Annotated in this window: 27 protein-coding genes and 1 pseudogene; 12 read left to right on the forward strand and 16 right to left on the reverse strand. The window is 53.2% G+C overall.

What is annotated here, in order from left to right; translation table 11 throughout:
• The first annotated feature begins 4 nt into the window (after positions 1-4).
• The 11 genes and pseudogenes from CAG64_RS05275 to CAG64_RS05325 all read left to right on the forward strand — a co-directional run bounded on the left by CAG64_RS05275 (position 5) and on the right by CAG64_RS05325 (position 9,240).
• The gene (locus CAG64_RS05275; protein ID WP_161457792.1) at positions 5-460 is read left to right on the forward strand and encodes an acyl-CoA thioesterase; all 456 of its coding nucleotides are present in this window, start codon (positions 5-7) and stop codon (positions 458-460) included.
• Positions 451-1,059, forward strand: coding sequence for an outer membrane lipoprotein carrier protein LolA (locus tag CAG64_RS05280; RefSeq protein ID WP_161457795.1), 609 nt, complete (start codon positions 451-453; stop codon positions 1,057-1,059). Before CAG64_RS05275 ends, CAG64_RS05280 begins: the two co-directional genes overlap by 10 nt.
• Entirely contained in the window at positions 1,031-3,370 is a 2,340-nt protein-coding gene (locus tag CAG64_RS05285; RefSeq protein WP_161457793.1) for an MMPL family transporter, read from the forward strand. The genes CAG64_RS05280 and CAG64_RS05285 overlap by 29 nt, the downstream gene beginning before the upstream one ends.
• Positions 3,367-3,990, forward strand: a complete 624-nt coding sequence (locus tag CAG64_RS05290; RefSeq protein ID WP_021704327.1) for a DUF3261 domain-containing protein — start codon at positions 3,367-3,369, stop codon at positions 3,988-3,990. The genes CAG64_RS05285 and CAG64_RS05290 overlap by 4 nt, the downstream gene beginning before the upstream one ends.
• 9 nt (positions 3,991-3,999) lie before the next feature.
• Positions 4,000-5,176, forward strand: a pseudogene (locus tag CAG64_RS05295) (beta-ketoacyl-[acyl-carrier-protein] synthase family protein).
• Complete coding sequence (locus CAG64_RS05300) at positions 5,169-5,633, forward strand: hotdog family protein (RefSeq protein WP_021704329.1); 465 nt, start codon at positions 5,169-5,171, stop codon at positions 5,631-5,633. Before CAG64_RS05295 ends, CAG64_RS05300 begins: the two are co-directional and overlap by 8 nt.
• Positions 5,630-6,355 (forward strand): 3-ketoacyl-ACP reductase FabG2, encoded by a 726-nt coding sequence (locus CAG64_RS05305; RefSeq protein ID WP_021704330.1) that lies wholly within the window; start codon positions 5,630-5,632, stop codon positions 6,353-6,355. The genes CAG64_RS05300 and CAG64_RS05305 overlap by 4 nt, the downstream gene beginning before the upstream one ends.
• Entirely contained in the window at positions 6,352-7,581 is a 1,230-nt protein-coding gene (locus CAG64_RS05310) for a beta-ketoacyl-ACP synthase (RefSeq protein ID WP_161457794.1), read from the forward strand. Before CAG64_RS05305 ends, CAG64_RS05310 begins: the two co-directional genes overlap by 4 nt.
• Before the next feature lie 21 nt (positions 7,582-7,602).
• Positions 7,603-8,070, forward strand: a complete 468-nt coding sequence (locus CAG64_RS05315; RefSeq protein ID WP_021704332.1) for an Sbal_3080 family lipoprotein — start codon at positions 7,603-7,605, stop codon at positions 8,068-8,070.
• Between the two features lie 85 nt (positions 8,071-8,155).
• A complete protein-coding gene (locus tag CAG64_RS05320) occupies positions 8,156-8,842 on the forward strand; it encodes an SDR family oxidoreductase (RefSeq protein WP_161448647.1) in 687 nt (228 codons plus the stop codon).
• 191 nt (positions 8,843-9,033) lie between these two features.
• Positions 9,034-9,240 (forward strand): hypothetical protein, encoded by a 207-nt coding sequence (locus tag CAG64_RS05325; RefSeq protein WP_021704334.1) that lies wholly within the window; start codon positions 9,034-9,036, stop codon positions 9,238-9,240.
• A gap of 40 nt (positions 9,241-9,280) precedes the next feature.
• Here CAG64_RS05325 and CAG64_RS05330 read toward each other — a convergent pair whose 3' ends face one another.
• Together CAG64_RS05330 and CAG64_RS05335 are read right to left on the reverse strand one after the other, a co-directional pair.
• Positions 9,281-11,245, reverse strand: a complete 1,965-nt coding sequence (locus CAG64_RS05330) for a DNA topoisomerase III (protein ID WP_161448645.1) — start codon at positions 11,243-11,245, stop codon at positions 9,281-9,283.
• A gap of 88 nt (positions 11,246-11,333) precedes the next feature.
• Positions 11,334-11,672, reverse strand: coding sequence for a Grx4 family monothiol glutaredoxin (locus CAG64_RS05335; protein WP_021704336.1), 339 nt, complete (start codon positions 11,670-11,672; stop codon positions 11,334-11,336).
• Between the two features lie 268 nt (positions 11,673-11,940).
• Here CAG64_RS05335 and sodB point away from each other — a divergent pair, with 268 nt between their 5' ends.
• On the forward strand, positions 11,941-12,525 hold the full coding sequence (gene sodB, locus CAG64_RS05340; RefSeq protein WP_021704337.1) for a superoxide dismutase [Fe]: 585 nt from the start codon (positions 11,941-11,943) through the stop codon (positions 12,523-12,525).
• A 138-nt stretch (positions 12,526-12,663) separates the two neighbouring features.
• Here the strand turns inward: sodB and flhB are convergent, their stop codons facing one another.
• The 14 genes from flhB to fliF form a co-directional block, all read right to left on the reverse strand.
• Positions 12,664-13,794, reverse strand: coding sequence for a flagellar biosynthesis protein FlhB (gene flhB, locus CAG64_RS05345; RefSeq protein ID WP_161448942.1), 1,131 nt, complete (start codon positions 13,792-13,794; stop codon positions 12,664-12,666).
• Between the two features lie 9 nt (positions 13,795-13,803).
• Complete coding sequence (fliR, locus tag CAG64_RS05350; RefSeq protein ID WP_021704339.1) at positions 13,804-14,586, reverse strand: flagellar biosynthetic protein FliR; 783 nt, start codon at positions 14,584-14,586, stop codon at positions 13,804-13,806.
• 8 nt (positions 14,587-14,594) lie between these two features.
• Entirely contained in the window at positions 14,595-14,864 is a 270-nt protein-coding gene (gene fliQ, locus CAG64_RS05355; RefSeq protein ID WP_021704340.1) for a flagellar biosynthesis protein FliQ, read from the reverse strand.
• A gap of 12 nt (positions 14,865-14,876) precedes the next feature.
• Complete coding sequence (fliP, locus tag CAG64_RS05360; protein WP_161448940.1) at positions 14,877-15,749, reverse strand: flagellar type III secretion system pore protein FliP; 873 nt, start codon at positions 15,747-15,749, stop codon at positions 14,877-14,879.
• Positions 15,736-16,134 (reverse strand): flagellar biosynthetic protein FliO, encoded by a 399-nt coding sequence (fliO, locus tag CAG64_RS05365; RefSeq protein WP_021704342.1) that lies wholly within the window; start codon positions 16,132-16,134, stop codon positions 15,736-15,738. Before fliO ends, fliP begins: the two co-directional genes overlap by 14 nt.
• A 3-nt stretch (positions 16,135-16,137) precedes the next feature.
• A complete protein-coding gene (gene fliN, locus CAG64_RS05370; RefSeq protein ID WP_021704343.1) occupies positions 16,138-16,548 on the reverse strand; it encodes a flagellar motor switch protein FliN in 411 nt (136 codons plus the stop codon).
• A 15-nt stretch (positions 16,549-16,563) separates the two neighbouring features.
• Positions 16,564-17,610 carry a flagellar motor switch protein FliM gene (gene fliM / locus CAG64_RS05375; RefSeq protein WP_021704344.1) on the reverse strand — a complete coding sequence of 349 codons (1,047 nt, stop codon included), beginning with the start codon at positions 17,608-17,610 and terminating at the stop codon, positions 16,564-16,566.
• Between the two features lie 7 nt (positions 17,611-17,617).
• Positions 17,618-18,112: a flagellar basal body-associated protein FliL gene (gene fliL, locus CAG64_RS05380; protein ID WP_021704345.1), complete on the reverse strand. Its 495-nt coding sequence runs from the start codon at positions 18,110-18,112 to the stop codon at positions 17,618-17,620.
• Between the two features lie 30 nt (positions 18,113-18,142).
• Complete coding sequence (locus tag CAG64_RS05385; RefSeq protein WP_161448938.1) at positions 18,143-19,915, reverse strand: flagellar hook-length control protein FliK; 1,773 nt, start codon at positions 19,913-19,915, stop codon at positions 18,143-18,145.
• Between the two features lie 98 nt (positions 19,916-20,013).
• Entirely contained in the window at positions 20,014-20,457 is a 444-nt protein-coding gene (gene fliJ, locus CAG64_RS05390) for a flagellar export protein FliJ (RefSeq protein ID WP_021704347.1), read from the reverse strand.
• A gap of 6 nt (positions 20,458-20,463) precedes the next feature.
• Positions 20,464-21,786 (reverse strand): flagellar protein export ATPase FliI, encoded by a 1,323-nt coding sequence (gene fliI, locus CAG64_RS05395; protein ID WP_021704348.1) that lies wholly within the window; start codon positions 21,784-21,786, stop codon positions 20,464-20,466.
• Positions 21,787-22,587 (reverse strand): flagellar assembly protein FliH, encoded by an 801-nt coding sequence (gene fliH, locus CAG64_RS05400; protein ID WP_021704349.1) that lies wholly within the window; start codon positions 22,585-22,587, stop codon positions 21,787-21,789. It abuts the gene before it with no gap.
• A gap of 31 nt (positions 22,588-22,618) precedes the next feature.
• The gene (gene fliG, locus CAG64_RS05405; RefSeq protein WP_021704350.1) at positions 22,619-23,674 is read right to left on the reverse strand and encodes a flagellar motor switch protein FliG; all 1,056 of its coding nucleotides are present in this window, start codon (positions 23,672-23,674) and stop codon (positions 22,619-22,621) included.
• Positions 23,667-25,415 carry a flagellar basal-body MS-ring/collar protein FliF gene (gene fliF, locus CAG64_RS05410; protein WP_161448936.1) on the reverse strand — a complete coding sequence of 583 codons (1,749 nt, stop codon included), beginning with the start codon at positions 25,413-25,415 and terminating at the stop codon, positions 23,667-23,669. The genes fliG and fliF overlap by 8 nt, the downstream gene beginning before the upstream one ends.
• Positions 25,416-25,430: the final 15 nt, after the last annotated feature.

Raw genomic sequence — 25,430 nt, forward strand, 5'->3', positions numbered from 1 at the left:
GACGATGAACCAAGCGATCGTATACCCACTGGAAGCTGAGGTGACGCTAACCACCTCGTTTCAGGACGCCGATCCAATGGGCGTGATCTACCACGGCAACTACTTCCGTTTTTTTGAAGAAGCGCGTCGGGTGATGATGGACAAAATTGGCTACGGTTATCTGGCGATGAATGCCTCGGGTTACATGTGGCCTATCATTGACACCCGGGTAAAATACGTCAAAGCGATCCCGTTTAACCACGCAATTCGTGTTAAAGCCACACTGACCGAATGGGAAAACCGTCTGCGGGTGGATTACCTGATCTCAGACGCCGACACCGGACAACGGATGTGTAAAGCCCATACCACACAAGTCGCCGTATCGATCGCAGAACAGGAAATGTGTTTCGTCTCACCGAAAGTGTTCACCGATAAGGTCGAGCAATGGCACCAGAATGGCAGGGACAATCAATGCGAATGATCCTCACCTTGATGGCCTTACTGCTGTCACCACTTTGTCTGGCGCAGGTCACCGATCTGATGTCTTTGCAGCACCAATTGGCACAACACAACATCGTGCGCGGTGAGTTTACTCAGCAGCGTGAGATTGCCATGTTCGACCAGCCACTGGAATCGTCCGGCCAGTTTGTGCTCGACAAAAAACATGGCCTGTTGTGGCAACAAACCACACCGTTTCCGGTCAACCTGGTGCTGACCGAAGATAAGTTGCAGCAGACGTTTGCTGACCAAAGCCCGCAAGTGGTCACGGCGCAGGACAACCCGATGGCGTTTTACTTTACGCGCGTGTTCCTCGCGGTGTTTCATGGCGATACCGCGGTGCTCAAACAGCAGTTTGAGCTGAGTTTTCACGTTGAAAATGGTCAGTGGGTGCTCATACTCACTCCGAAACAAGCGCCACTCGATAAAGTATTTCAGCAGATCACGTTGTCCGGCCAAACGGACATCGAACAGTTGACGCTGCAAGAGCTGCGCGGGGATAACACCCGTATCCAATTCCATCATCAAACCCATCAGCCCGAGACACTGAGTGATGCCGAGCAAACCCAGTTTGATTTCTGATTCCGGGCTAGGTGGCCGCCGAATCGCAGTATGGTGGTTGATTCTGGTGACTCTGTGCCTCGCTTTACTCACAAAGCAGTGGGCTTTTTCCGCTCAGGCGCCAATTGAAACCGACATCCTCAAACTGCTGCCCAAGAACCAGCAGAACCCGCTGGCTGAACAGGCTTTCGATAATGTCACCACCAGCCTGAGCGACAAAGTGGTGTTTGTCCTGACCGGGACAGAAGACGCATCAGTGTACCAAGCGGCCGACACTCTAGGCGCCCGCCTGAAACAGAGCGGCTACTTTGCCACCATCACCGCCCGTATTGATGCTGATCAGCAGGCTCAATGGGCCAGCTACTATTTTCAACACCGCTTTCAGCAACTGACCGAAGAACAGCGCCAGCGCCTGACTCAATCCCCACAAGCGCAGCTCACCAAAGTGATACAATCGCTGTATAACCCATTTTCAGGCGTCACCAGCGAGGAGCTGAAAAACGATCCGTTCCTGTTGTTTCGTGACTACCTGAACCAACTCACTGCCGGTTCATCTCAGTTCAAATTCCACGACGGCTTTCTCACCACGCGGCAGGAAGGTCAGCTCTATGTCTTAGTCAGCGCAGAACTTCGCCAGTCCCCTTACAGTATGGCCGCGCAACAAGCGGTGCCGGAGATTGAGCAGATAGAGGCCCTTCTCCGGCAGGACTACCAGGTCGACACCTTACACAGCGGCGTGTTGTTTTACGCCAGTTTCGGTACCCAGAGCGCGAAATCGGAAATCAGTACCATCGGGCTCTATTCGTTGCTCGGCATTGTACTTCTGATCGCATTGGTCTTTCGCAGCCTGACCCCGCTGTCACTCGCTCTGCTGTCGATTTCGGTCGGCTTAGTCGTCGCGATGGCAGTCACAACCTGGCTGTTTGGCAAAATCCACCTGTTCAGCCTGGTGTTTGGTGCCAGTCTGATTGGCGTCTCTATCGACTATGCTTTTCACTACCTGACCGATCGCCTGGCGGCCGGCCCAAAGTGGAACAGTATCACCGGATTGAAGCACATCATGGCCGCGATCACTTTTGGCCTGCTCACCAGCCTGATCGGTTACTTAGGCCTGTTGGTCGCGCCGTTTCCCGGCCTGCAACAACTGGCTCTGTTTTCTGCGATTGGCCTGAGCGCCGCGTACATGACGGTGGTCGCCTGGTATCCGTGGCTGGCGGCCAAACCCATGAGCGCCAGAGCGTTGCCGGCGCAGTCAGTCTGGCAATGGTGGATAGGTCTGTGGTCAAAACCAGCACTGAAATATGGGTTACCGCTCACTGTGCTGGGGGTCAGCGCGCTGGCGCTGACGCAGGTCCGCTACAACGACGATATCCGCCAGCTTCAAGCCATGCCAGACAGCCTCAAGCAGCAGGAAACCCGCATCGCCGATATCACCGGCCTGAAGGCTTCGCAGCAGATGTTAGTGGTCAGTGCCGATAACGATGAGTCCCTGATGCAAGCGCTGGAGTCACTGGATCCACAACTTCAACAGTGGCAGATACAACACATTCTCGGTGGTTACCAGAGTCTCAGCCAATACCTGGGTTCGCGGTCACGTCAGCAGCAGGATCATCATCTGATTGCCCGGCTGTACACCGATTACGCCCCCCAGCTCGCCAAACAGCTCAAATGGTCGGATACGCCCAGTCTCCCTGCAGGCTTTCGTGCTGTATCGTTGCAACAATATCTGTCTCAGCCGGTTGCGGATCCGCTGCGTTTTCTTTATCTGGGGCAGATTGATGGTCAGGCCGCTGCGGTTGTGATGCTGCGCGATGTGCGCGATGCGTCAGTGATCAGAATCTATGCAGAAAACAGCGCGGGCCTCACTTACCTGGATAAAGCCGAAGACATCTCAGCATTGTTTGCCCAGTACCGGGTTAAAGTCATGGAACTGCTCATTGCCGCCGTTGCGGTGATCGCCCTGCTACTCCTGAAGCGTTACGGCTGGACACACACGATTCAGATTCTGTTGCCTTGTTTGATCGCTTGTCTGGCGGGTTTAGCGGTCACCGCTCTGAGTGGCTCTGCTCTGAATCTGTTTAACCTGCTGGCCTTGATTCTAATCGTTGGTATCGGCATCGACTACACCTTATTTTTCGCCGAACAATCGCGCAGCCACGCGACGCTGCTGGCGATTACCCTGTCGGCGGTAACCACACTGCTGTCTTTTGGCCTGCTGGCACTGAGTCAAACGCACGCCATTCACAGTTTTGGCATCACGGTGCTAAGTGGCATTTTCGTTGCCTGGTTACTGTCACCACTGGCCATTCGTGCTAACAAGGAGAATTCATGATCGGTTTGCGCTCTATCCAACGCACGGCTTTGATCGCCTTCGCGTGGATGCTGAGTGGCTGCGCTCTGGTGGCCGACTCCAGCGGCCCTCAAGTCGACATCGCGCCGCACACACGCGTGACTTTGCCAACACCAGCCCAACTGGGGTATCAGGTCACGGCCAGTCAATTGATTTCTGCCCAGTGGCAGGACGACACCGGCAAACATAGCCAGCAACTCCCAGTCCAACTTCAGGTCAAGCCTCAGCAGGTTTTGCTGGCGGGATTTTCCTCCTGGGGGACCCGAATTCTGTCGCTCAACTACCAGAACAATACGATCGACACACAGGTGATGAACGGTCTGGAAAATACGCTGCCTAAACCCGAACAGGTATTATTTAACCTGATGATCACGCTCTGGCCGCGTAGTGCTTGGGAAGAACCACTAAATCAAGTAAAGTGGCGAATGATTGATGCCAATAATACACGCACCATTTTAGATAACTCCGGTGATACCGTCATAGAAATCGAGTACCAAAGCCACGATCCGTTCAGCGGAGAGATTCAGTTCCACAACCGTAAGTTGAAGTACACTATTACTATCCAGACACTCAATCACCGGATCCAGGACGTTACACAGTAGAAAATCATCATGGTCACGCACGTTTCTCAGCCGATTTTTATCCAGGGCTGCGGATTCCACTCCGCGATGGGTAACACAGACACAGGGATAAAGCAGTGTCTGAGTAGTGGTATGTGTAACCACATGGAAGCGGATACTCAGATCCTCAATACCGATACCCCCACCGTCATTGGCCGGGTACACGAGGCCTTGCCCGCCATACCTTCGTCACTGCGCCAGTTTGATACCCGCAACAACCGCTTGGCGCTCTCTGCATTGCAGCAGATAGAGAGCACGGTGTATGCCGCGATTGAACAGTACGGCGCCGAACGTGTCGCCGTGGTGGTCGGCACCAGTACATCCGGGATTGCCGATGGCGAAGTGGCTTATGGCCAGATGCTGGCCACGGGCGAGTTTCCGCCTGACTACCATTACCGCAAACAGGAACTGGGTAATTTAAGCGATTTCATCGCGACATATTTTGGTCTTCAAGGCCCTTGTTACGCCATATCCACCGCTTGCTCCTCCAGCGGTCGGGTCTACCTGACGGCCAAACGCATGCTGCAAGCCGGGCTGGCTGATGCCGTGATCGTCGGCGGCGCTGATACCGTATGCCGCCTGACCTTAAATGGCTTCAACGGATTGGAAGCTCTGTCACCGACATTATGCCAACCGTTCAGTGTCAATCGCAGTGGTATCAATATTGGCGAAGCGGCAGCCTTTATGTTGCTCAGCCATGCACCCGCAAAAGTGGCACTGCTGGGCGTGGGATGCACACCATATCTCTGCTCCTCACCCCGATGGCGCTGGTGCCGAACAAGCCATGCGTAAAGCATTGCAGGATGCCAAGCTAACAGCTCAGGACATCGGTTACATCAATGCCCACGGCACGGCCACGCCACTCAATGACAGCATGGAAAGCAAGGCGATTTTCCGGGTGTTTGGCGATCGCGTGCCCGTCAGTTCAACCAAACATTTAACCGGCCATACTCTCGGTGCCGCCAGTGCGACCGAAGCAGCGATCGCCTGGCATATCCTCTCCCGCGATCTCAATCTGCCGAAGCAGCGCTGCCAACACAAAGCACCGGACATTGAGATTTCGTTAGTGGAACAAGAGATCAAACTTGGTCGCAAAGCCATTCTGAGCAATTCTTTTGCCTTTGGTGGCAACAACATCAGTCTTATTTTGGGTTATCTCAATGACTAGTATTCCTTCAATTGAGCACCTGCTCCCTCACGATAAACCAATGATACTGATAGATCGCGCCCTCAGCGTGGCGACGGACAGTATCCACTGTCAGGTCGACATCGGTGAACACAACCCGTTTTATCACGCCGATACTCGAACAATACCGGCCTACGTCGGCATTGAATTTATGGCGCAATCAATCGCGGCCTGGTCCGGTTTCCATGCGTTACAACAGTCCCAGTCGCCGCCAATCGGTTTCCTGCTCGGAAGTCGCCGTTACCACAGTGACGTTGATCATTTTCAGGCCGGGCAAACTCTGGACATTTACGCTGAAAAAGTCATGGAAGATAACGGCATGGCCGTGTTTACCGCCCGACTGGATCTGGCAGGCACAACGCTCGCCTCCTGCCAGCTCAATGTTTATGTCCCGTCCGAACAAAAATTACAAGAAATGAAAATCAGGAGTCACGCATGACCCGACATGTACTCGTCACCGGTGCCAGTAAAGGCATTGGCCGCGCAATCGCTATTCAGCTGGCTCAAGATGGCTTTACCGTCGCCGTGCACTATATGGGCGACCAACACGGTGCACAACAAACCCTTGAGACCATCCTTAGCCGTGGCGGCCAGGGCCGTTTGATTCAGTTTGACATCAGTCATCGTGAAGAGTGTCGCAGCCGTCTTGAGGCCGACATCGCCGAGCACGGTGCTTATTACGGCGTTGTCAATAACGCCGGCATTACCCGCGATACTGCGTTTCCGGCCATGACAGAAGAAGAATGGGACGGTGTGATCCACACCAACCTCGACAGTTTTTACAACGTGCTGCATCCATGTGTGATGCCTATGGTACAAAAACGCAAAGGCGGACGCATTGTGACGCTGGCGTCGGTGTCCGGCATCATGGGCAACCGCGGTCAGACCAACTACAGTGCTGCGAAAGCCGGCGTGATCGGTGCCACCAAATCGCTGGCGCTGGAACTGGCAAAACGCAAGATCACCGTCAACTGTGTCGCACCTGGCCTGATCGATACCGGTATGGTCGACGACCACGTCAAAGAGCACGCGTTACCACAGGTGCCGTTGCGTCGAATGGGCGAACCGGAAGAAGTCGCAGGACTGGTCAGTTACCTGATGTCCGACATCGCAGGCTACGTCACTCGCCAGGTCATTTCGGTCAATGGAGGTCTGATATGAGTCATCGGGTTGTTGTCACCGGCATGTCCGGCGTGACCGCATTTGGTAACGACTGGCAGAGCATCGAGCCCAGATTGCGCGATTGCCAGAATGCCACTCAGTACATGCCTTCCTACGAACAGTACGAAGGCCTCAACACCAAACTGGCGGCACCGGTTGACGGGTTCGAGTTACCCCCACATTACAAGCGCAAACAGGTGCGCGGAATGGGTCGTGTCTCCAAACTGGCAACGGTGGCAACCGAGAATGCGCTGGCGCAGGCCGGCCTTCTGGGTCACGAAGTACTGACCAACGGTGAAACCGGCATCGCTTACGGATCTTCAACCGGCAGTACCGATGCCATCGGCGCCTTCGGGGTGATGTTGAATGAGAAATCAACCCGGGCGATCACGGCCACCACGTACGTGCAGATGATGCCCCACACCACCGCCGTGAACGTGGGACTGTTTTTCGGCCTGCGCGGCCGCGTGATCCCCACCAGCAGCGCCTGCACATCGGGCAGCCAGGCGATCGGCTACGCCTACGAAGCGATTAAGCACGGCTATCAGACCGTGATGGTCGCCGGCGGCGGTGAAGAATTGTGCCCAACCGAATCTGCGGTGTTCGATACCCTGTTTGCAACCAGTTTAAAAAACGACACGCCGAAAAGTACCCCCCGCCCATATGACAGTGATCGCGACGGCCTGGTGATCGGTGAGGGAGCCGGCACACTGGTTCTGGAAGAATACGAACACGCCAAAGCGCGTGGCGCGACCATCTATGCGGAAATCGTCGGCTTTGCCAGCAACTGTGACGCGGCCCACGTAACCCAACCGCAAATGGAAACCATGCAGATCTGTATGGAGATGGCGCTGAAAGACGCCAGACTGTCAGCCGATAAGATTGGTTATGTGTCTGCACACGGCACCGCCACGGATCGCGGTGACATTGCGGAAAGTAACGCCACCGCCAATGCGCTGGGGAAAGTGCCGATCAGTTCATTAAAAAGCTACTTTGGCCATACTCTTGGCGCCTGCGGCGCGATTGAAGCCTGGCTCAGCCTGGAAATGATGCACACAGGCTGGTTCTCCCCAACGCTCAATCTGGATCAACTGGACGCGCAGTGCGGCGACCTGGATTACATCACGGGCAGCGGTCGCGAGCTTGAAGTGGAATACCTGATGAGCAACAACTTCGCTTTCGGTGGCATCAACACCTCTATTATTTTTAAAAAATTCTCATTCTAACTACTATAAGGCACACAAAAGATGCTTAAACGTCTATTCGTTATCGGTGCAGTTCTGGTCATGGCCGGCTGTACCTCTCCCAAATTTGAAGGTGAAGCAATCGCTGAGACCAACCAGACAAAGTCGATGACCATTATTGAAGATGATGCCACACGCGATGTTTTCCTCGCCTCTATGCTGGCGTGGTGCAACGACAACGGTTATACCTGCAAAGTGGCTCTGGATGGCAGCCAGCCAAAGCAGGATGAGCTGACTTTGGATTACGTCTCGCGCTGGAGCTGGGATTTCCGCACCTTCATTGCTGATGCCAAAATCAGTGCTTACAAAGACGGCGCCCGAGTCGGCACAGTAACGTTCAAAGCGCCAAATGGCCTGGATACGGAAAAATTTGGCGACGACACCAAACGCATTAAAGCCATGATGGATATCCTGTTTGATAAGACATCACCGGCGCAGGCCACCCTCGACGCCAAAAACGGCGTGATTTGATCGCAATGGCTCCGTGGACGGAGCCATTTTTCTTTCCCGCTCCGCTCACCTACAATACGTTCAAGCAAAGATAACGGAGTCTATTATGAGTGTGGTTTTTATTACCGGCGCCAACCGGGGCATCGGGCTAAGTCTGGTCAAACACTACCTGTCTCATGGCTGGCAAGTACACGCCACCTACCGCAAGGCCGCGTCAGCGACCGAGTTACTGTCCCTGTCCGCAACGCATGCCCCCCTGCACTGTCATTCACTCGATGTGACCGATTACCCATCAGTCGCTGCGCTTGCAACGCAACTGCCGCCTATCGACCTACTGATCAACAATGCCGGTTATTACGGGCCGAAAGGTGGTCGGTTTGGCCATACCGATGAAATGGAATGGCGTCGGGTACTGGAAATCAACACCATCGCACCGTTAAAACTGGTGGAATACCTCTATCCTCGCCTCCAAGCAGGCTCATTGCGCAAGATAGCCTGCCTCTCCTCTAAAGTCGGCAGCATGACCGAAAATACCGCCGGTGGCGGGTATCTCTATCGCTCGTCCAAAGCCGCACTGAACTCTGTGGTCAAAAGCCTTAGCAACGATTTGAGTGAAGAAGGGTTTACCGTTCTGGCGCTGCATCCAGGCTGGGTACAAACAGACATGGGCGGACCCAATGCGCTGATTGACACAACCACCTCAGCGCAAGGCTTGGCAGACGTGATTGCTCAGGCAGACAACACGCAAAACGGCCAGTTTCTCAACTATCTGGGGGAGCGCCTGCCTTGGTAACGCAGCGGCGCATGGCCTGATACAGAAGGAGTCAGGCTAATGCGCCTGACTCTACGTTTTTCAATAAGATAACAGGACAAAACATAGACGCTGGCTATCTGAGCGGAATTATCGCCTGGCGTAACTTGCAAAATAGCGGTATCCAACCAGACTTAGAGAGGATCTCAACCCCCAGTATAAGGAGAGTAAAGATGGCCACCGACAGAGAACTGGTCAATTTCAGTGAAGACCACGAACTGAATCACTGCTTGCGCAGTGCAGGCAAACGTCAGACCAAAGCCAACCGCGAAGCCTTGGTGGGCCTAGGCAGACAAGTCAAAGACCAGTTGGGCAAACGCGTGCTGACCCACGATGAAGTCAGCGATGCGATTAAAGGTAATGACACGTTATTTGAGTAATTCCCTGCCCCGTCAGCGGCCGAAAGGCGTTGTCGCTGACTTATTTTCCCGCCCTTTTTTTACCGCCGGATTTGGCTTTGCCTTTGGTGGCGTAGCTGCGCTTTTTACGTTTGAACGCCGGACGCTCCACTCTGGGTAACTGTTGAAGCGATGGAGGAACCGGACCCGCTTTTACGCGCTGCATCAGTTCGTCAATGCGCTGCAGCAACGCCTGCATAAACGGTTGATAGGCCTGATTACGCTCTGCCATGCCTTGTAGTTGATGCTCCCAGTGGGCGGTCATATCCGGATACGTTGACTCCCCCGGCAAAGCATGGATAAGCCCCCGCCCAGCCTCACTAGACAAGATCATTTTCCCCTCCCGCTTCAGCAACTGACGCTTAAACAAGGTATCCAGAATACCAGCACGAGTGGCTTCGGTTCCCAGCCCATCGGTATCCCGCAGGATTTTTTTCAGCTCTTTGTCTTCAACAAACCGGGCGATACCGGTCATGGCCTGGAGCAGCGTTGCTTCGGTGAAATGGCGAGGCGGTTCGGTCTTACGATCTTTGATTTCCCCTTCCCGGCACGTCAGCACGGTGCCTTCGACCAAAGGCGGCACGCAATCGACACCATTGTCGTCGTCATCCACTTTACCGAGTAGCGTTTTCCAGCCAGGTGACACCAACTGGCGACCTTTAGCAACAAAGGTGCCTCCGGCAATATCGAACACCAATTTCGCCTCTGCGTACACCGCCGCCGGATAAAACTGCATCAGATACTGACGAGCAATCAGTGCGTAGACTTTCATTTCATCGCCAGAAAGTGCATTGACGCTGGCTTGTTTCGGCGTGGGGATGATCGCGTGGTGCGCGTCGACTTTTTTGTCGTTCCAGACTTTGGATTTCAGGCTTAAGTCGGCGCCGTTCACCGCCGGTTGTAACTCTTTGGCATTGGTACGGATAGCCTCACACACAATACTCGCTTGCGCATAGTGTTCCATCGGCAAATAGCGACAGTCAGAACGCGGATAAGTGATCAGCTTGTGTTTTTCGTACAGTGCCTGACAGGTATCCAGCACACGCTGGGCGCTCATCGCGTAGCGCTTAGCCGCATCGATCTGCAAGGCCGAGAGTGAATAAGGTAAGGGTGGAGCTTGTCGAGTTTGTTTTTGCTCGGATTCGGTCACCGTCGCAGGTTGATTGGCTATTCGCCTGGCAACATTTTCCACCAGCTTGCGGTTAAGAATGCGCCCTTCTTCATCTTGCCATGGCTGACAGGCTTCACTCGGCTTCCAACGAGCGCGAATATCGAACTGCTGTGTGTCATCCTGATACGGAATCAACGCGTGCAACGTGAAATAATCTTTAGGGACAAAGTGTTCAATCTCTTCGTCGCGGCGCACCACTAATCCTAGTACCGGTGTCTGCACCCGCCCCACCGACAACACCCCCTGGTAGCCTGCTCGCTGGCCAAGCAAGGTGTAAGCTCGTGACATATTCATGCCATACAACCAATCGGCGCGCGAGCGGGCAAGCGCCGACACCGACAGCGGAATAAAATCCCGATTGCTGCGCATCTGAACCAGTGCTCGTTTGACTGCCGGTAAGTTTAAATCGCTGATCAAAAGGCGCTGAGCCGCGTCTTTTTTACTCTGACTGACTTTGCAATAATCCAGCACTTCATCGACCAGCAACTGCCCTTCGCGATCCGGATCCCCGGCGTGAATGATCTGCTGCGCTTCCTTAAGCAGTTTTCTGACCACTGTCAGTTGTTTACTGGCTGACTTTCGTGGGCGCAGCTGCCACTGTTGCGGCACGATCGGCAAATCAGCCATGTTCCATTTTTTATACCGCTCGTCGTACGCATCCGGTTCAACCTGCTCCAGAAGGTGACCAATACACCAGGTCACAACGTCTCCGTTGCCACAGCGGATAAACCCCTGATCATTTTTTTTCGGACCAGGAAGTGCCGCCGCAATAGCTCGGCCAAGACTGGGTTTTTCGGCGATAAACAAGCGAGACATAAAACAATTTCAGCAGATACAATAAGGGCCACATTATCCAATGTGGCCCTTATAATGCAAGATTAAACTGTATATTTAACCAGTTTAATTACGCATCTTCTTTGCCTTCTGCACGTGCCGCAGCTTCTTTGATCAATGGCTGAAGCTCACCTTTCTGGAACATTTCGATGATGATGTCACAACCACCGATCAGCTCGCCTTCGACCCACAGTTGCGGGAACGTTGGCCACTGTGCATACACTGGCAGCTCCGCACGAATGTCTGGATTTTGCAGAATGTCCACGTACGCGAACTTTTCACCACACGCCATCAACGCTTGTGCCGCCTGAGAAGAGAAACCACAGCTAGGGAGTTTTGGCGATCCTTTCATGTACAGAAGGATCGTGTTTTCTGCGATTTGCTGTTTAATTTTGTCGATCGTTTCCATTGCTTCCTCATTAATGGATTTACTACGTTTGATCTGATCATTCTAAACCATTAGCTGAGAATAAAAAGCATAGAATAAGTAGGGGTATCCGCAATAAATAAATTTCATATAGAAATTAGCCCCCGCCTCTTTTAATAAAGTAAAAACTTGCTAAAATGTTTTGCAAGTCAGTCGTATTGACACAGAGTGGCTTCGCTAGCACTCAAGAATAAAAACACTGGAAGCAATCGAAAGAGATCCCTCTTTCATACAAATGGAGAATCGAGCAATGGCATTTGAACTACCAGCTCTTCCTTACGCGAAAGACGCACTAGAACCACACATCTCTGCAGAAACTCTGGACTACCACCACGGTAAACACCACAACACTTACGTGGTAAAACTGAACGGTCTGATCCCAGGCACTGAGTTTGAAGGTAAAACTCTGGAAGAGATCATCAAGACTTCAACTGGCGGTGTATTCAACAACGCAGCGCAAATCTGGAACCACACGTTCTACTGGCACTGTCTGTCTCCAAACGGCGGCGGTGAACCAACTGGCGCAGTAGCGGATGCCATCAACGCGGCATTCGGCTCTTTCGAAGAGTTCAAAGCAAAATTCACTGATTCAGCGATCAACAACTTCGGTTCATCTTGGACTTGGCTTGTGAAGAACGCCGATGGCTCTCTGGCTATCACGAACACGTCTAACGCTGGCACTCCACTGACTGAAGAAGGCGTAACGCCACTGCTGACGGTTGACCTGTGGGAACACGCGTACTACATCGATTACCGTAACGTACGTCCAGATTACATGAACGGTTTCTGGGCTCTGGTTAACTGGGACTTCGTTGCAGAGAACCTGGCAAAATAATCCTCTCCTAACGGAGTGAATTTCTGTCTTAATCAAAAACCCGCCATCGCGGGTTTTTTTGTATGTCTTCTGTTGAGCGCCGTACCGGTGACTAAAATCGCTAATTATCCTATAGCAAGCGATTTTGGCTGCGCTCGCTCAATGGCGCAAATCCGGTGGTATCGGCATGTTGTCCTCACGTAGCGTCGGGCGTTGCCCGCCGCGTTTGCGGTATTGCTTTAACTGGAACACGTAGGCCAGCACCTGAGCAACCGCAGTAAACAGGCCATCAGGAATTTCCTGTTCCAGCTCTGTGGTATGGTACAACGCCCGGGCCAGAGGTGGGGCTGGTATCACGTAAATATCGTGCTCACGCGCCACTTCGCGAATTTTCAACGCCATATGATCGATCCCTTTGGCCACCACCACAGGAGCGCGATCCGAGTTCTGTTTATAACGCAGCGCGACGGAGAAATGCTCCGGGTTGGTGATGATCACATCGGCCTGTGGGACTTCCGCCATCATCCTGCGCTGTGCGGCCTCGCGTTGCAACATCCGGATACGGCCTTTGACTTCCGGTTTCCCTTCGGTCTCTTTGTATTCGTCTTTCACTTCCTGTTTGGTCATTTTAAGCTGATTGGCGTGTTGCCAGAGCTGAAACGGAATATCGATCGCCACCACAATCAATAGTGAACAACTGATCAGCAAGACAAAGTTCAGCAGGATATCGAGCGCGTGAAAAATGTTCTGTGGGTACACATCCAGGCTGAGCTGAAACAGATCGGCCTTAGCAGCATTGATCAGATAAAACGCCATACCGGACACCAGCAGCACTTTAAGAATCGATTTCAGCAGCTCCACCCAGCTTTGGATACCAACCATGCGCTTAAGACCACTGAGCGGGTTCATCTTGGACAACTTCGGCCGAGCAGCTTCAGCCGAAAAACTGATCCCGCCGATGCCCGCCGCGCCAATCAGAGCCGCAATAAACAAAGTCAACAGGATTAATAGTAAAGGCAGGATCAGGCTGACCAATGCGCCGCTGACGATATCAAACAGCTTTGGCAAATCGAAGATTTCTTCGCGGCTGAGCGAAAACAAGCGCCCCATCGACGTAAACAAAGCTCGCGCCAACGCTTCACCAAACCACATCAGCGATACAGCACCGATCACCAATACCGAGACCGACGCCAGCTCCTTCGACCTTGCAACCTGCCCTTTTTCACGAGCCTGTTGCAAGCGCCTGGGCGTGGCGTCTTCGGTACGTTCCTGACCGTCAGATTCCGCCATTCAGCCCCCCTAACAATTCAGTCGTATAAAGCGGCATACCTGCTGCTCTCCCTGACTCCAGAATAGCTCATAGTGCGTATACAAACCGCCGAGGATATACCAGCACAGCAACAGCCCCACCAACAGAGCGAACGCAAAACCGAGAGAAAAGATGTTCAACTGAGGGGCTGCCCGGGTCATCACCCCAAAAGACAGGTTGATGGTCAGCAACGCAATAATGCCCGACAACGACATACTCAGCGCCACTTTAAACATCACACCCAGCCAGGTCGCCAGTTCGCGAAAATTCGCACTGGTGAGTGATCCCGAGCCAATTGGCAACGATTTAAAACTCATCACCACCAGCTGAATCATTTTGAGGTGGCCGTCAGTGGCAAGAAAAAACATGGTTGCTAAGAACATAAACAGTTGGCCCAGCAACGGAGTATTCTGGCCGTTGGCCGGATCAACCATGGACGCAAAACCCAGACTCGACTGCATACCGAGGATCTGGCCGAGGATAACGAAGGTCTGAACGATAAACTGGGTGATGGTGCCCATTGCCACCCCGATCACCAGTTGTTCCAAAAGCACCATAAAGCCGCGAAACGACACCAGATCAATGTCCTGCGGCACGGCGGGAATGGCCGGCATCACCGCGAAGGTTAACGCCAGTCCCAGATAGAGACGAATTCGCGGCGACACAAAACGGGCACCGGTAACCGACATGACCATTAACATGGCGGAAATGCGGGTAAACGGCCAGAAATAATTGGCAATCCAGTCCAGGACAACGCTCGCCGGGTACTCCATGGCCGCTCCTAGTAGAGTACCTGAGGTAAACGCTCGATCAGGGCGTAGAAATACTCCATCATCATCTGCGTCATCCAATGGGCAAACAACATCAGCGCCAACAGCGTCACTATCAGACGCGGTAAGAAACTCAGCGTCTGTTCGTTGATTGAGGTTGCCGCCTGAAAAATAGCCACAACCAAGCCCACCAGCAGGCTGGGAATAATGATGGCGCACACCATCAATAACACCATCCACAGGGCATCACGAAACAGTTCGACGAACATTTCAGGCGTCATTATGCTCCTCCGTTAAGTGACAAAGCTACCAGCCAGTGTCGACAAGATCAGGTTCCAGCCATCGACCAATACAAACAGCATCAGCTTGAATGGCAACGACACAATCATCGGTGACAACATCATCATACCCATCGCCATCAGAACTGAAGCCACCACTAAATCGATGATCAAAAATGGCAAAAACAACATGAAGCCAATCTGGAACGCGGTTTTCAGCTCAGAAGTGATAAACGCCGGGATCAACACCGCCATCGAAACCTCTTCGGGGTTACGTGCCTCTGAGCCAGAAATTTCAACGAAGGTTTCCAGATCTTTAACCCGGGTCTGTTTCAGCATAAACGTTTTCATCGGTGCCTGAGCCAAATCAAACGCTTCGCGCGCCGAGATCTGTTCGTTGATGTACGGCTGAATCGCCTGTTCATTCACCTGGTTAAGCACCGGCGACATGATAAAGAAAGTCAGGAAAATGGCGATACCGACAATCACTTGGTTGGATGGCGTTTGCTGCAAGCCCAGAGCCTGACGCAGAATCGACATCACCACGACAATCCGGGTGAACGAGGTCATCAGAATCACCATGGCCGGCAAGAAACCAAGCAGGGTCATCAAGGCCAGTATCTGCAAGTTGACCGAGTAGTCTTCACTGCCATCCGGATTGGTGGTCATGGTAAAGGCGGGAATACCTCCGCCACCGGAGGCACTGCCTGCCGCCACGGTACGAGAGGCCCCGGCCTCTTTCTCCATGGCCGATACCGTGACGTTCTCCGCACTTGCCGCGCTGGCTGGGATGTCGCTGGCCAGCTCTTGTTGTGCAAGTGCCAAAGGCGCCAGGAGCATCAGCACCAACATCAGCAGCGCACTCAGGATCGAGTTAGTTCTTATCATGCTTTTTCAACAGCTGGGACAATTGATTCGCAAACGGTGCGGGGGCCAGCTCCTCCTGAGTCAGTGGCGTTTCCAGTTTTGAAATCAGCTGAATATTCTGGGAAGTGATACCAACCAAGAACTGCTCTTCACCCGCCTGAACGATCACCATGCGCTCTTTGGTACCCACCGGCAACTGGCGGATAATACTCAGCCCCTTCTGGTTCCCCAGGGTTGGGACCCGCATGCGTTTGAGCATCCAGGCCAGAAAAACGATCAGCGCTATTACGAACAAAAGCGACCCGAGAGTGGTCGCTATATCGAACTGACTGCCGGGCAAATTGTTCTCCGCCGCAGCCATGCTCATTGTCGGCAACAAAGCCAGCGCCAAGACGCTCTGTCTCATACGCTACCTCAGTTTCTTAATACGTTCAGTTTGGCTAATCACATCGGTAAGACGAATACCGAACTTATCGTTGACCACCACCACTTCGCCATGCGCAATCAAAGTGCCATTGACCATCACGTCCAACGATTCACCGGCAATACGATCCAGTTCAACGACGGATCCCTGGTTCAGTTGCAACAGGTTGCGAATACTGATCTGCGAACGGCCCACTTCCATGGAAATGGTGACCGGAATATCCATGATCGTATCGAGTTTACGGCGCTCATCGTCAGTAATCGGCGATGCGGTATCCTGTAACTCATCCAATGGCGCAGCGAACACATCATCCGCATCGACACTGGACGCGGCCGGATCTTCGCCTAGTGCAGCGGCCCACTCTTCGGCCAGCTTGTCATCATCTGTTGATCCCATTTTGACACCTACTTGTTATTCATCATCACCGTGATCATCCTCGAACTCAGACATGATGTCTTTGCCAAGGAAAGCCAGATCGGTTTTTACCACATCTGGTCGTTTAATTTTCTCTGAGACCTGCACAGCGATTTTGTCGCCAGAGCGGCCCATCTTGACCCGAAACGTCGGCAACTCCTCGACAAACATGGTCGCGTTCTCCGGCATCTGGATCGGAATAATGTCACCGGGTTGCAGCTCCATCAGGTCGCGCAGCGAGATATCCTGCTCCAGCAGGTTAACCCGAAAATTCACCGGAACATCCATGATTTCTTCACGCAGTGCTGAACTCCAGCGAACATCGGTTTCCATTTTGTCCGACTGGACACCGGCATCAAGCAGTTCACGGATTGGTTCGACCATCGAATACGGCATCACCACGTGAAAGTCTCCACCACCACCATCCACTTCAATGTGGAACGAGCTGACCACAATCACTTCCGTTGGACTGACGATGTTGGCCATGCTCGGGTTCACTTCCGAATCGAGATACTCAAACTCAACCCCCATGACAGGGGACCAGGCTTCTTTGTAGTCTTCAAACACAATTTTCAGCAGCAACTGAATAATGCGACGTTCGGTGGGAGTGAACTCACGCCCTTCAATTTTGGCGTGGAAACGACCATCACCGCCAAAGAAGTTTTCCACCAGGATAAACACCAGGCGCGCTTCCATCGTCACCAAAGCGGTGCCTTTCAGTGGCCTGAAACGCACCATGTTAAGACTGGTTGGCACATACAATGTGTTCTGGTATTCACCGAACTTCATCATCTGCACACCGTTGATCGACACTTCGGCAGTTTTACGCAGCATGTTGAACAAGCTGATGCGCATATGACGGGCAAAACGCTCGTTGATCAGCTCGAGCGTTGGCATGCGACCACGAACGATGCGGTCTTGTGAGGAGAAATCGAAACTGACGGCGTCTTCACCGCCGCTGTCCAGATCCTCTTCCACGTCATCTACATCGTCGACACCATGTAATAACGCATCAATTTCGTCTTGGCTTAATAGATCGGTCACATCTCACCTACTGAATTACGAAGTCGGTAAACAGCACTCGCTCAATGACAGGCTGCCCTACCGCACGAGTCAGACTGGCTTTAATGTCTTCGGTCGCTTTATCGCGCAGTTCCACCCGGCCATTGGCTGTACGCAGTTGCTCCACCGTGGCCGACGCAAACGTCGCCAGCAAGGTGCTTTCCACCAGTGGCGAATGGTAACGAGCCAGATTTTCATTTTCACTGCCACGCACCATTAACTGCACCTTGATCTGCACCAGGCGATCACGTTTGTCGCCAGTCACGTTAAACAGAAACGGTTGTGGAATATTGACGTACGCGACAGGAGCCACCGTCGCCGCCGCTTGTTGCTGAGCTTCTTGCGCCTGTTTGTCTTCATCCGATCCCAACAGGAAAAACGCGGCGGCTCCACCGCCCAGCAGCAATACCACAACAATCGCGATGATCATCAGCAGCTTTTTTTTGCCGCCGGACGCTTCTGGTGTGATTTCTTCGATAGCCATAATATTCTCTATCTTGTTGTTTTATACAGTCTAAGCGTAATAGCTGATTCCATCACGCTTCAGCGCGACATTCAAATCAAGTTTGGTGTCCGGTTCAAGGTTTTCTTCACCGCCAAAGTCCTGACTGCTGTTACCTTGACCAGATCCTCCGTTTTCACCCGCAGTATAACGGCTCTGTTGCTGGCCGCTGTTTTGTTGCTGTACTGACGTATCCGACAGTTGAACACCCTGCTGAGCAAGCATTTCACGTAACCTTGGCATGGATTGTTCAATCACATCACGCGCCTGATGGTTGTTCACCGTAAAATGGACCGTAGCCTGATCACCGTTCATATTCATGCGGATCTGCATTCGGCCCAGTTCGGGCGGATCGAGGCGGATGTCTACATTTTTGAGGTTCTTTGACATCATCATCTGCACCCGCTCTGCAACTTGGTCACTGGCCATCTCCCGGGACAACTGCAGCGGAGGCTGAGCCTGCTGAGCACCTTCCGTCCGGGTCTGAGTCACAGCATGGTTATTTTGACCGCCAGCCGCTGAAGCGATTTGTTGAGCCAGATTCGCCTCTTTTCCGCTGTCTGACTTATCATTCAACCCACTGAGGGCCTTGGCTCCGAGAGCCGCTTGCAACACTGCTTGCCGGGTGGGGACCGAGTGCGAATTCAGTTGCTGCGCCGCCAACAATTGCTGCGCCTGACTCAAATCGGCCGGTATCGACGCAGTGACGGCAGCTTTTTCCGCAGCCTGAGACGCTAATGGCAAGGCTTGGGTAGACGCCGAAGCCGATTGCTGTGCCAGCGATGGCACCGGTTTGTCAACCTGCGGCGCTGATTCACCATGAGCTTTTACCGTGAGGTTTTTCCCCCAGGCGATGGCCGGCGCTGCCTTTGGCTCCTGGCTGTCAGCCTTATCACTCTCTTGAGTGCTCGCCGAGAGTCCCTGAGCCGTTGCTGTCACGGCCTGTGACGATGCTATTAAGGCTTGTTCCGACTCTTCTTTGCTGTCAGAGTCTGGCGCTTGCGCGGTTTGGTTAAGCACTGCGACGTCTGACGAATCTGCCTTCGCTCCACTCATCATCGCGGCTTCAGTGGCGGCCTCATTCGAGCTGCCTTTGCCTGCCTGCGGAGTGTCTGGTTGCGATTCATTCGGTTTTGCGTCTGACGGATGTTCGATAAAGCGCTGCGCTGAAGCTGGCAGAGAGGCCAACACTTCTTCGCTCTCGACACTTGAATCATTGGTCGCCACGTTGTTACCTGAGGCGTCCGATGGCATGTTTTCTGTTGCCGGCATGGACTCCGCTTTCACTGCGCCCTTCTCAGGGGGCAACTCTTTGCCGTCTGCGGAGGTAACTTTGAGCGCCTGATTCGACTGATTGAGGCGAGTCAGTAACTCATCGCCTTGCTGCATAGTGGCATTGACGTCTGGCTCGCTATCACCGCTATTGTGCGCCGTATCCGACAACGACTTGGTGTCTGTCGACTCCGCTTTCGCAGCCGCCTCTGTGTTTGGCTCCAACGCTGGCTCCGAGTCACTTGCTGTACTGACGTCTTGCTCCAGCAGACTATCTGCGCTGTTGGCAGCCACAGCCTGACCATCAGAGGCCGCTTTCAGTTCCCTGTTGGTTACCTGAGGTTCCGTCTCGGATTTGGCGCGGCCTTTTGATTCGCTATCACCGAGCAGCATCGCGGCCAGCTTACTGAAAAAACCACCTTCGGATGCGCCGCTTTCGGTCGCATCGACTGAATCCGTCGTCGCTTTGGGACTTTTCGCTGATTCCGGCACTGGCGTTAAATTCACGTTCATAATCGGGCACTCATTCCATCAGAGTGTTACTCACTCGGGCTATCGACAGCCAAACTGTCGGTTATGATCGGAATGTTTTGCAATTATTACGCCAACAATCAAAACTGTACGCGTTTGCGACTGTAGAGTAAGGTCGAAAACTCATCCATCTGTTTCTGCTCCCTGGCGTCTTGTGCTCGCTGCGCTTCTCGTTGTTTTTTTTCCATCAGCCATTCATAGGAGCGACGCTGTTTACGCGACTCCAACCAGTGCAGCTCGCAACCTTCAACCTGGCCTTTAAAGTGGGTTTCGGCTTGCTTCTGTTTGGACAAGGTTTCATCTAACTGCGTCAGAAAACGATTGAGGTGACTGTACTGGCTGGCGGTGAGCCCTTGCATACCCCGGTCAACCAACTGCTGACAATAATCCAGTCGGTACTGCTCAATTTGCGACAGTTGCTGGTAATATTGGTCAAGTTCACTGCGAGCTTTTGCCAGCGCCAGAGATGCCTGATTTTCACGTTCTTTTGCCTGCTCCAGCAGGAATTCCATCGCGTTATCCATCGACGATTAGCCTCCCTGTAAGATATTTTTCAACATGCTGACACACATCTCGTAAGGCACACTGTCTTTCATTCCCTGTTGCAGATAATCGTCCAAACGCGGTTTGAGGGTAAACGCGCTATCAATGGCCGGATCCGTACCTGGCTTATACGCGCCGATCGAAACCAGATCCTGATTCTTACGGCAAACAGACAACACCTGACGCACGGCTTTGGACATCAGCACATGTTCATCGGTGGTAATTTGTGGCATTACCCGACTGACCGACTTCTCTACATCGATCGCCGGATAGTGCCCGGCGTCGGCCATTTCGCGCGACAACACAATGTGACCGTCAAGAATGGCACGAGAGGCGTCGGCGATCGGGTCCTGCAAATCATCACCTTCCGTCAGCACGGTGAAAAAGGCCGTAATCGAGCCCTGGTTGTCGCTGCCATTCCCGGCCCGCTCAACCAGGGCTGGCAATTTGGCAAATACGGAGGGGGGATAGCCTTTCGTCGCAGGCGGCTCACCGACCGACAGCGCGATTTCACGCTGTGCCTGAGCAAAGCGGGTCAATGAATCCATCAGCAACAGTACATCCAATCCCTGATCTCGAAAATATTCGGCGATCGTTAGCGCAGTCTGACAGCCTTTAAGGCGCATCAACGGCGATGCATCCGCCGGAGCGGCCACGACCACTGAACGCTGACGGCCGTCACTGCCAAGGATTTCTTCAATAAATTCTTTTACTTCTCGGCCACGCTCACCAATCAACCCGACCACCACAACCTGCGCCGTGGTACCTCGCGTCATCATCCCAAGCGTCACTGACTTACCGACCCCGGAACCGGCAAACAGGCCAATCCGCTGCCCTTTCCCCACGGTCAGCAGACCGTTGATGGCCTTAAGGCCGACATCCAGAGGTTCGGTGATGGGTTTACGTGCCAATGGATTGATAGGTTCGGCGTTAAATGCCGCGCGCTGAGCCGTATAAATTGGCCCCTGGCCATCCAGTGGGTTACCCACACCATCGATCACCCGCCCAAGCAGTTCCATGCCCACCGGGAGCCCGGCCTCACTGGTTACCGGGGTGACTTTTGCCCCCGGCAGGACACCGGAGATCTGCTCACTTGGCATCAGATAAAGATTATCGCCGGCAAAACCAACCACTTCTGCGTCCATTTCACCGGACATGGTTTCGACCCGGCATAAACTGCCGATCGGGGCACGGCAACCCGTGGCTTCGAGCGTCAGTCCGACGACACGCACCAGTTTACCGGATGCCACCGGACGCGACGTCAGCCCGTGTGTTTTGTAGTGACTGAGACGTTCGGCAAGTGCCAGCACTTATTCGCCTCCCTGATGGCGGTTGGTGCCGCAGAAACTCTGAATCACACTACGAATGCGATCTTCCATACGGTAATTGACACTCGACTCGCCCGCTTCAATCTGCACATCGGCACGATTTAAAGCCGGCTCGGCCACCAGCGTCCAGTTTCTAAATGCCAGTTCTTCTTCGCCGTAAGCGGAACGAATGATCGCCACGTCTTCCGGATGGAGTTTCAGTGTAATCGCATGGCCGGAAATCGGCAGTGCCTCAACCGACTGTTTGATGGTATCGAGGATCACCTGAGGGTTGGTCTGCACTTCAACGTGCACCACTTCTTTCACCAGCGTCAACACCATATCGACCAGTTGCTTTTCCACCTGAGCGTTCATCAGCTCCAGTGGTTGGGCAAATTGATTAGCCAAGCTGACAAACGTCGCCACCTGCTGCTGAATAAATTCTTCGCCCGCGGTCACGCCTTCCGTTTTGCCCAGCTCAAAACCTTCCTGATGGCCCGCTTCAATCCCCTGCTCTTTACCCTTTTCATAGCCTTGTTTGAAACCGGCTTCCTGACCTTGCAGTAAACCTTCCTGATACGCAGATTGACGGATCTGTTCGATCTCTTCTTCGCTGAGCTCGACAGGTTGGGCAATTTCGGGCTCGTCAAAATCCGGCATCCAGCCCGGATCATAATTGAAGGCTGTCTCTTTGGCCTGTTTATTGGCTTCGGCACCGTAGTCAGGCATCCCCCATTTCTGGGCTTGCTCAACTGCTTCGTCTTCATTTAAACGCAGAAAACCGCGCTTTCGTTCAGTCGACATTGTTGCTCCCGTGCATTACCAAGGCGTGAGATTAGAGGAATTCGTCGGCACCGCCAGACAACATCAGTTCGCCGTTGTCGGCCATGCGACGCGCAATCGCCAGCACTTCTTTCTGTGCCGCTTCCACATCCGATACCTTAACCGGCGGCATCGCTTCGAGATCGTCTTTCATCATCTCAGCCGCACGTTTCGACATGTTCTTGAAGATCTTATCGCGCAGTGCATCGTCAGCGCCTTTGAGCGCTTTTTGCAGTACGTCCTGAGGCACATCACGCAGCAGCTTCTGAATACCCTGATCGTCGACTTCTATGAGGTTTTCGAACACAAACATCAAATCCTGAATCTGTGTCGCCATGTCTTCGTCCTGATCGCGGATTTGCTCCATCAGGATGCCTTCGATGTTGTTGTCCAGGTAGTTCATGATCTCGGCTGCGGCTTTCAGGCCGCCAATTTTGGCCGCTTGTGCCCCAGCCTGACCCGCAAACTGTTTCTCCATGATTTCGTTCAGCTCCGCCAGTGCCGATGGCTGTACCTCCTCCAAATTGGCGATACGCATCATCAGATCAAGGCGGACACGTTCAGGGAACTGAGACAGTATTTCGGCAGACTGATCCGCTTCCAGATAGGACAGAACAATGGTTTGGATCTGTGGGTGCTCGTTGAGAATGATGCTGGCAACCTGACGGGGATCCATCCATTTCAATGAATCCAGGCCTTTGGAACCGGTACCGAGCAGGATCTGATCCACCAGATTATTGGCTTTATCTTCACCCAGCGCGGCCACCAGTGCATTGCGCATGAAGTCTTCGCTGCCCATGCCGATGTTGGTGTATTTCTGAATGTCTTCCAGAAATGCCCGATGTACCGCACTGACTTTTCCCTGACTGAGATCATTGGCACGCGCCATCGCGCTACCGACCCGCTGTACCTGCTTCGGTTCAAGGTGGCGAATGATCCCGGCTGCGTCGTCTTCGTTGAGACTCAGCAATAGGATCGCTGCACGTTCTTCGCCTGGAATGGAAGAAATATCAACGCTTTCTTCCGCCACCTGGCCACCGTTTTCTTTCGCTACGATTTCGTTAGGCATCTTTCATCCAGTTTTTCACTACCTGCGCCGCCAGCTCAGGTTCATTCGCTACCAGAGCACGCACCGCTTTCAGCACATCCTCATCTTTATGCAGATTCGGCAAATCGATACTCGATCCAAATTCAAACAGATCACTGCTTTCAATGTCGCTGCCAATCAAGCTGGTTTCACCGTCGGCACCAATCGGCAGGCCATCCGGTCCGTACGCCTGATCGTCATCGTTGTCGGCAGTTGGGTTGAGCAGTTTCTTCATTGCCGGGCGCACCAACACCACCACAACCACAATGATAACCAGCGCACTGGCGAACCAGCGAACCCAGTCGTTGAAGTTCGGGTGCTCCCAAATCGGCACATCACTCAACTGTGCCACTTCCGGCTCAGCAAACTGCATACTCAGGACGTTGAGTAGATCCCCACGTCCTTCGTCATAGCCCACCGCTCCGATCAACACCTGACGAATGGCACTGATTTCACTCTCGCTGAGTGGTTGATAAGTCGTTTCGCCACTGTCGGGATTCACAACGGCCCGGTTCTTCACCGCTACCGCCACCGTCTGGCGATTAATCACACCGGTCTGACGACGTTCGTGACTGATGGTGGTGTCCAGCTCAAAGTTGCGGGTGGCTTCTTTGTGCACTGACCCCTGGCCGAGTAAAGAACCGTCTTTCATTTGCGCCACGTCTTGTGGAATCGACGCATCCGCTGGAGGCTGATTACTCAGAGCGCCTGGTACCCCAGCTACGACATTGCCATTGTTATAGTCTTCCAGCGTGTATTCGCTGCGGGTCGATGGCGTATTCGGATCGAAACGCTTACGGGTCTGTTCAACGGCGCTAAAGTCCAGCACCACATCCACTTGCGCGGTGTAGTTACCCAGCCCCAGAATCGGGATCAATACCGAGTCAATTTTCTCACGTAGCGCCTGCTCTTGTTTACGCTCAAGCTCCTGCTCTTTGCGGCGTGCTGCCGAGGCTGGATCCTGAGAGCCAGAGCTGAGCAGACGACCGTGCTGATCGGTGACAGTTATTCGGGTCGGCTTCATGCCCGGAACGGCACTCGCGACCATGTCAACGATCGAATCGACCTCTTCCTGCTTCAGCGTGTTACCGCTTTTCAGCGTCAGAAACACCGACGCCGACGCTTCCTGATTATGGCGCACAAACACACTTTGTTTCGGCAGAGCGAGCAAAACGCGCGCTTTACGCACCTGCTTCATCTCTTCGATGGCTTTGGATAACTGGCGCTCGCGGCTGAGCTTCAAACGCTCCTGTTCAAGACGCTGAGACACACCAAAGCCCATGTCTTGCAACAAAATATCATCGCCCGCCTGAGAGCCTTGGTTCAGGCCCGCACGAACCATATCCAGTTTGAGGTTATTGTATTCACTGGATGCCACCATAACGGTGTTGCCATCCAGTTTATAGGTCAGTTTCTGTTGATCGAGATAATCCAGGATCGGGATCAGCTCTTCGGTCTCATATGCGCCAAGCGGTCGCATCTCTGGCTCTTTGACCCAGAAAAACAGCATCACAATCAATGCCACACAAATGGAGATCGACAACACCAGCACCACCTGACGCAGCAAATCAAGATCGCCGATCGCCATGTCAAATTTGGAGGAGCTTTTCTCGTCCAAATCCGGGTTTTGTGTTTCCATATCAGTCCCCGGGTCAGCCATCAGTGCGTTGTCCGATGCTGAGCCGGTTACAGTAAGATCCGTTGTTTGATTTTCGCCTGCCACAGAAGATACCTAAAA

The sequence above is a fragment of the Vibrio sp. V38_P2S17PM301 genome, from assembly GCF_009904845.1.
Lineage (GTDB): Bacteria > Pseudomonadota > Gammaproteobacteria > Enterobacterales > Vibrionaceae > Vibrio > Vibrio proteolyticus.

Coding starts and splice junctions, on each gene's coding strand:
- CAG64_RS05275 (WP_161457792.1), top strand. CDS start 5: ATGAACCAAGCGATCGTATACCCACTGGAAGCTGAGGTGACGCTAACC.
- CAG64_RS05280 (WP_161457795.1), top strand. CDS start 451: ATGCGAATGATCCTCACCTTGATGGCCTTACTGCTGTCACCACTTTGT.
- CAG64_RS05285 (WP_161457793.1), top strand. CDS start 1,031: ATGCCGAGCAAACCCAGTTTGATTTCTGATTCCGGGCTAGGTGGCCGC.
- CAG64_RS05290 (WP_021704327.1), top strand. CDS start 3,367: ATGATCGGTTTGCGCTCTATCCAACGCACGGCTTTGATCGCCTTCGCG.
- CAG64_RS05300 (WP_021704329.1), top strand. CDS start 5,169: ATGACTAGTATTCCTTCAATTGAGCACCTGCTCCCTCACGATAAACCA.
- CAG64_RS05305 (WP_021704330.1), top strand. CDS start 5,630: ATGACCCGACATGTACTCGTCACCGGTGCCAGTAAAGGCATTGGCCGC.
- CAG64_RS05310 (WP_161457794.1), top strand. CDS start 6,352: ATGAGTCATCGGGTTGTTGTCACCGGCATGTCCGGCGTGACCGCATTT.
- CAG64_RS05315 (WP_021704332.1), top strand. CDS start 7,603: ATGCTTAAACGTCTATTCGTTATCGGTGCAGTTCTGGTCATGGCCGGC.
- CAG64_RS05320 (WP_161448647.1), top strand. CDS start 8,156: ATGAGTGTGGTTTTTATTACCGGCGCCAACCGGGGCATCGGGCTAAGT.
- CAG64_RS05325 (WP_021704334.1), top strand. CDS start 9,034: ATGGCCACCGACAGAGAACTGGTCAATTTCAGTGAAGACCACGAACTG.
- CAG64_RS05330 (WP_161448645.1), bottom strand. CDS start 11,245: ATGTCTCGCTTGTTTATCGCCGAAAAACCCAGTCTTGGCCGAGCTATT.
- CAG64_RS05335 (WP_021704336.1), bottom strand. CDS start 11,672: ATGGAAACGATCGACAAAATTAAACAGCAAATCGCAGAAAACACGATC.
- sodB (WP_021704337.1), top strand. CDS start 11,941: ATGGCATTTGAACTACCAGCTCTTCCTTACGCGAAAGACGCACTAGAA.
- flhB (WP_161448942.1), bottom strand. CDS start 13,794: ATGGCGGAATCTGACGGTCAGGAACGTACCGAAGACGCCACGCCCAGG.
- fliR (WP_021704339.1), bottom strand. CDS start 14,586: ATGGAGTACCCGGCGAGCGTTGTCCTGGACTGGATTGCCAATTATTTC.
- fliQ (WP_021704340.1), bottom strand. CDS start 14,864: ATGACGCCTGAAATGTTCGTCGAACTGTTTCGTGATGCCCTGTGGATG.
- fliP (WP_161448940.1), bottom strand. CDS start 15,749: ATGATAAGAACTAACTCGATCCTGAGTGCGCTGCTGATGTTGGTGCTG.
- fliO (WP_021704342.1), bottom strand. CDS start 16,134: ATGAGACAGAGCGTCTTGGCGCTGGCTTTGTTGCCGACAATGAGCATG.
- fliN (WP_021704343.1), bottom strand. CDS start 16,548: ATGGGATCAACAGATGATGACAAGCTGGCCGAAGAGTGGGCCGCTGCA.
- fliL (WP_021704345.1), bottom strand. CDS start 18,112: ATGGCTATCGAAGAAATCACACCAGAAGCGTCCGGCGGCAAAAAAAAG.
- CAG64_RS05385 (WP_161448938.1), bottom strand. CDS start 19,915: ATGAACGTGAATTTAACGCCAGTGCCGGAATCAGCGAAAAGTCCCAAA.
- fliJ (WP_021704347.1), bottom strand. CDS start 20,457: ATGGATAACGCGATGGAATTCCTGCTGGAGCAGGCAAAAGAACGTGAA.
- fliH (WP_021704349.1), bottom strand. CDS start 22,587: ATGTCGACTGAACGAAAGCGCGGTTTTCTGCGTTTAAATGAAGACGAA.
- fliG (WP_021704350.1), bottom strand. CDS start 23,674: ATGCCTAACGAAATCGTAGCGAAAGAAAACGGTGGCCAGGTGGCGGAA.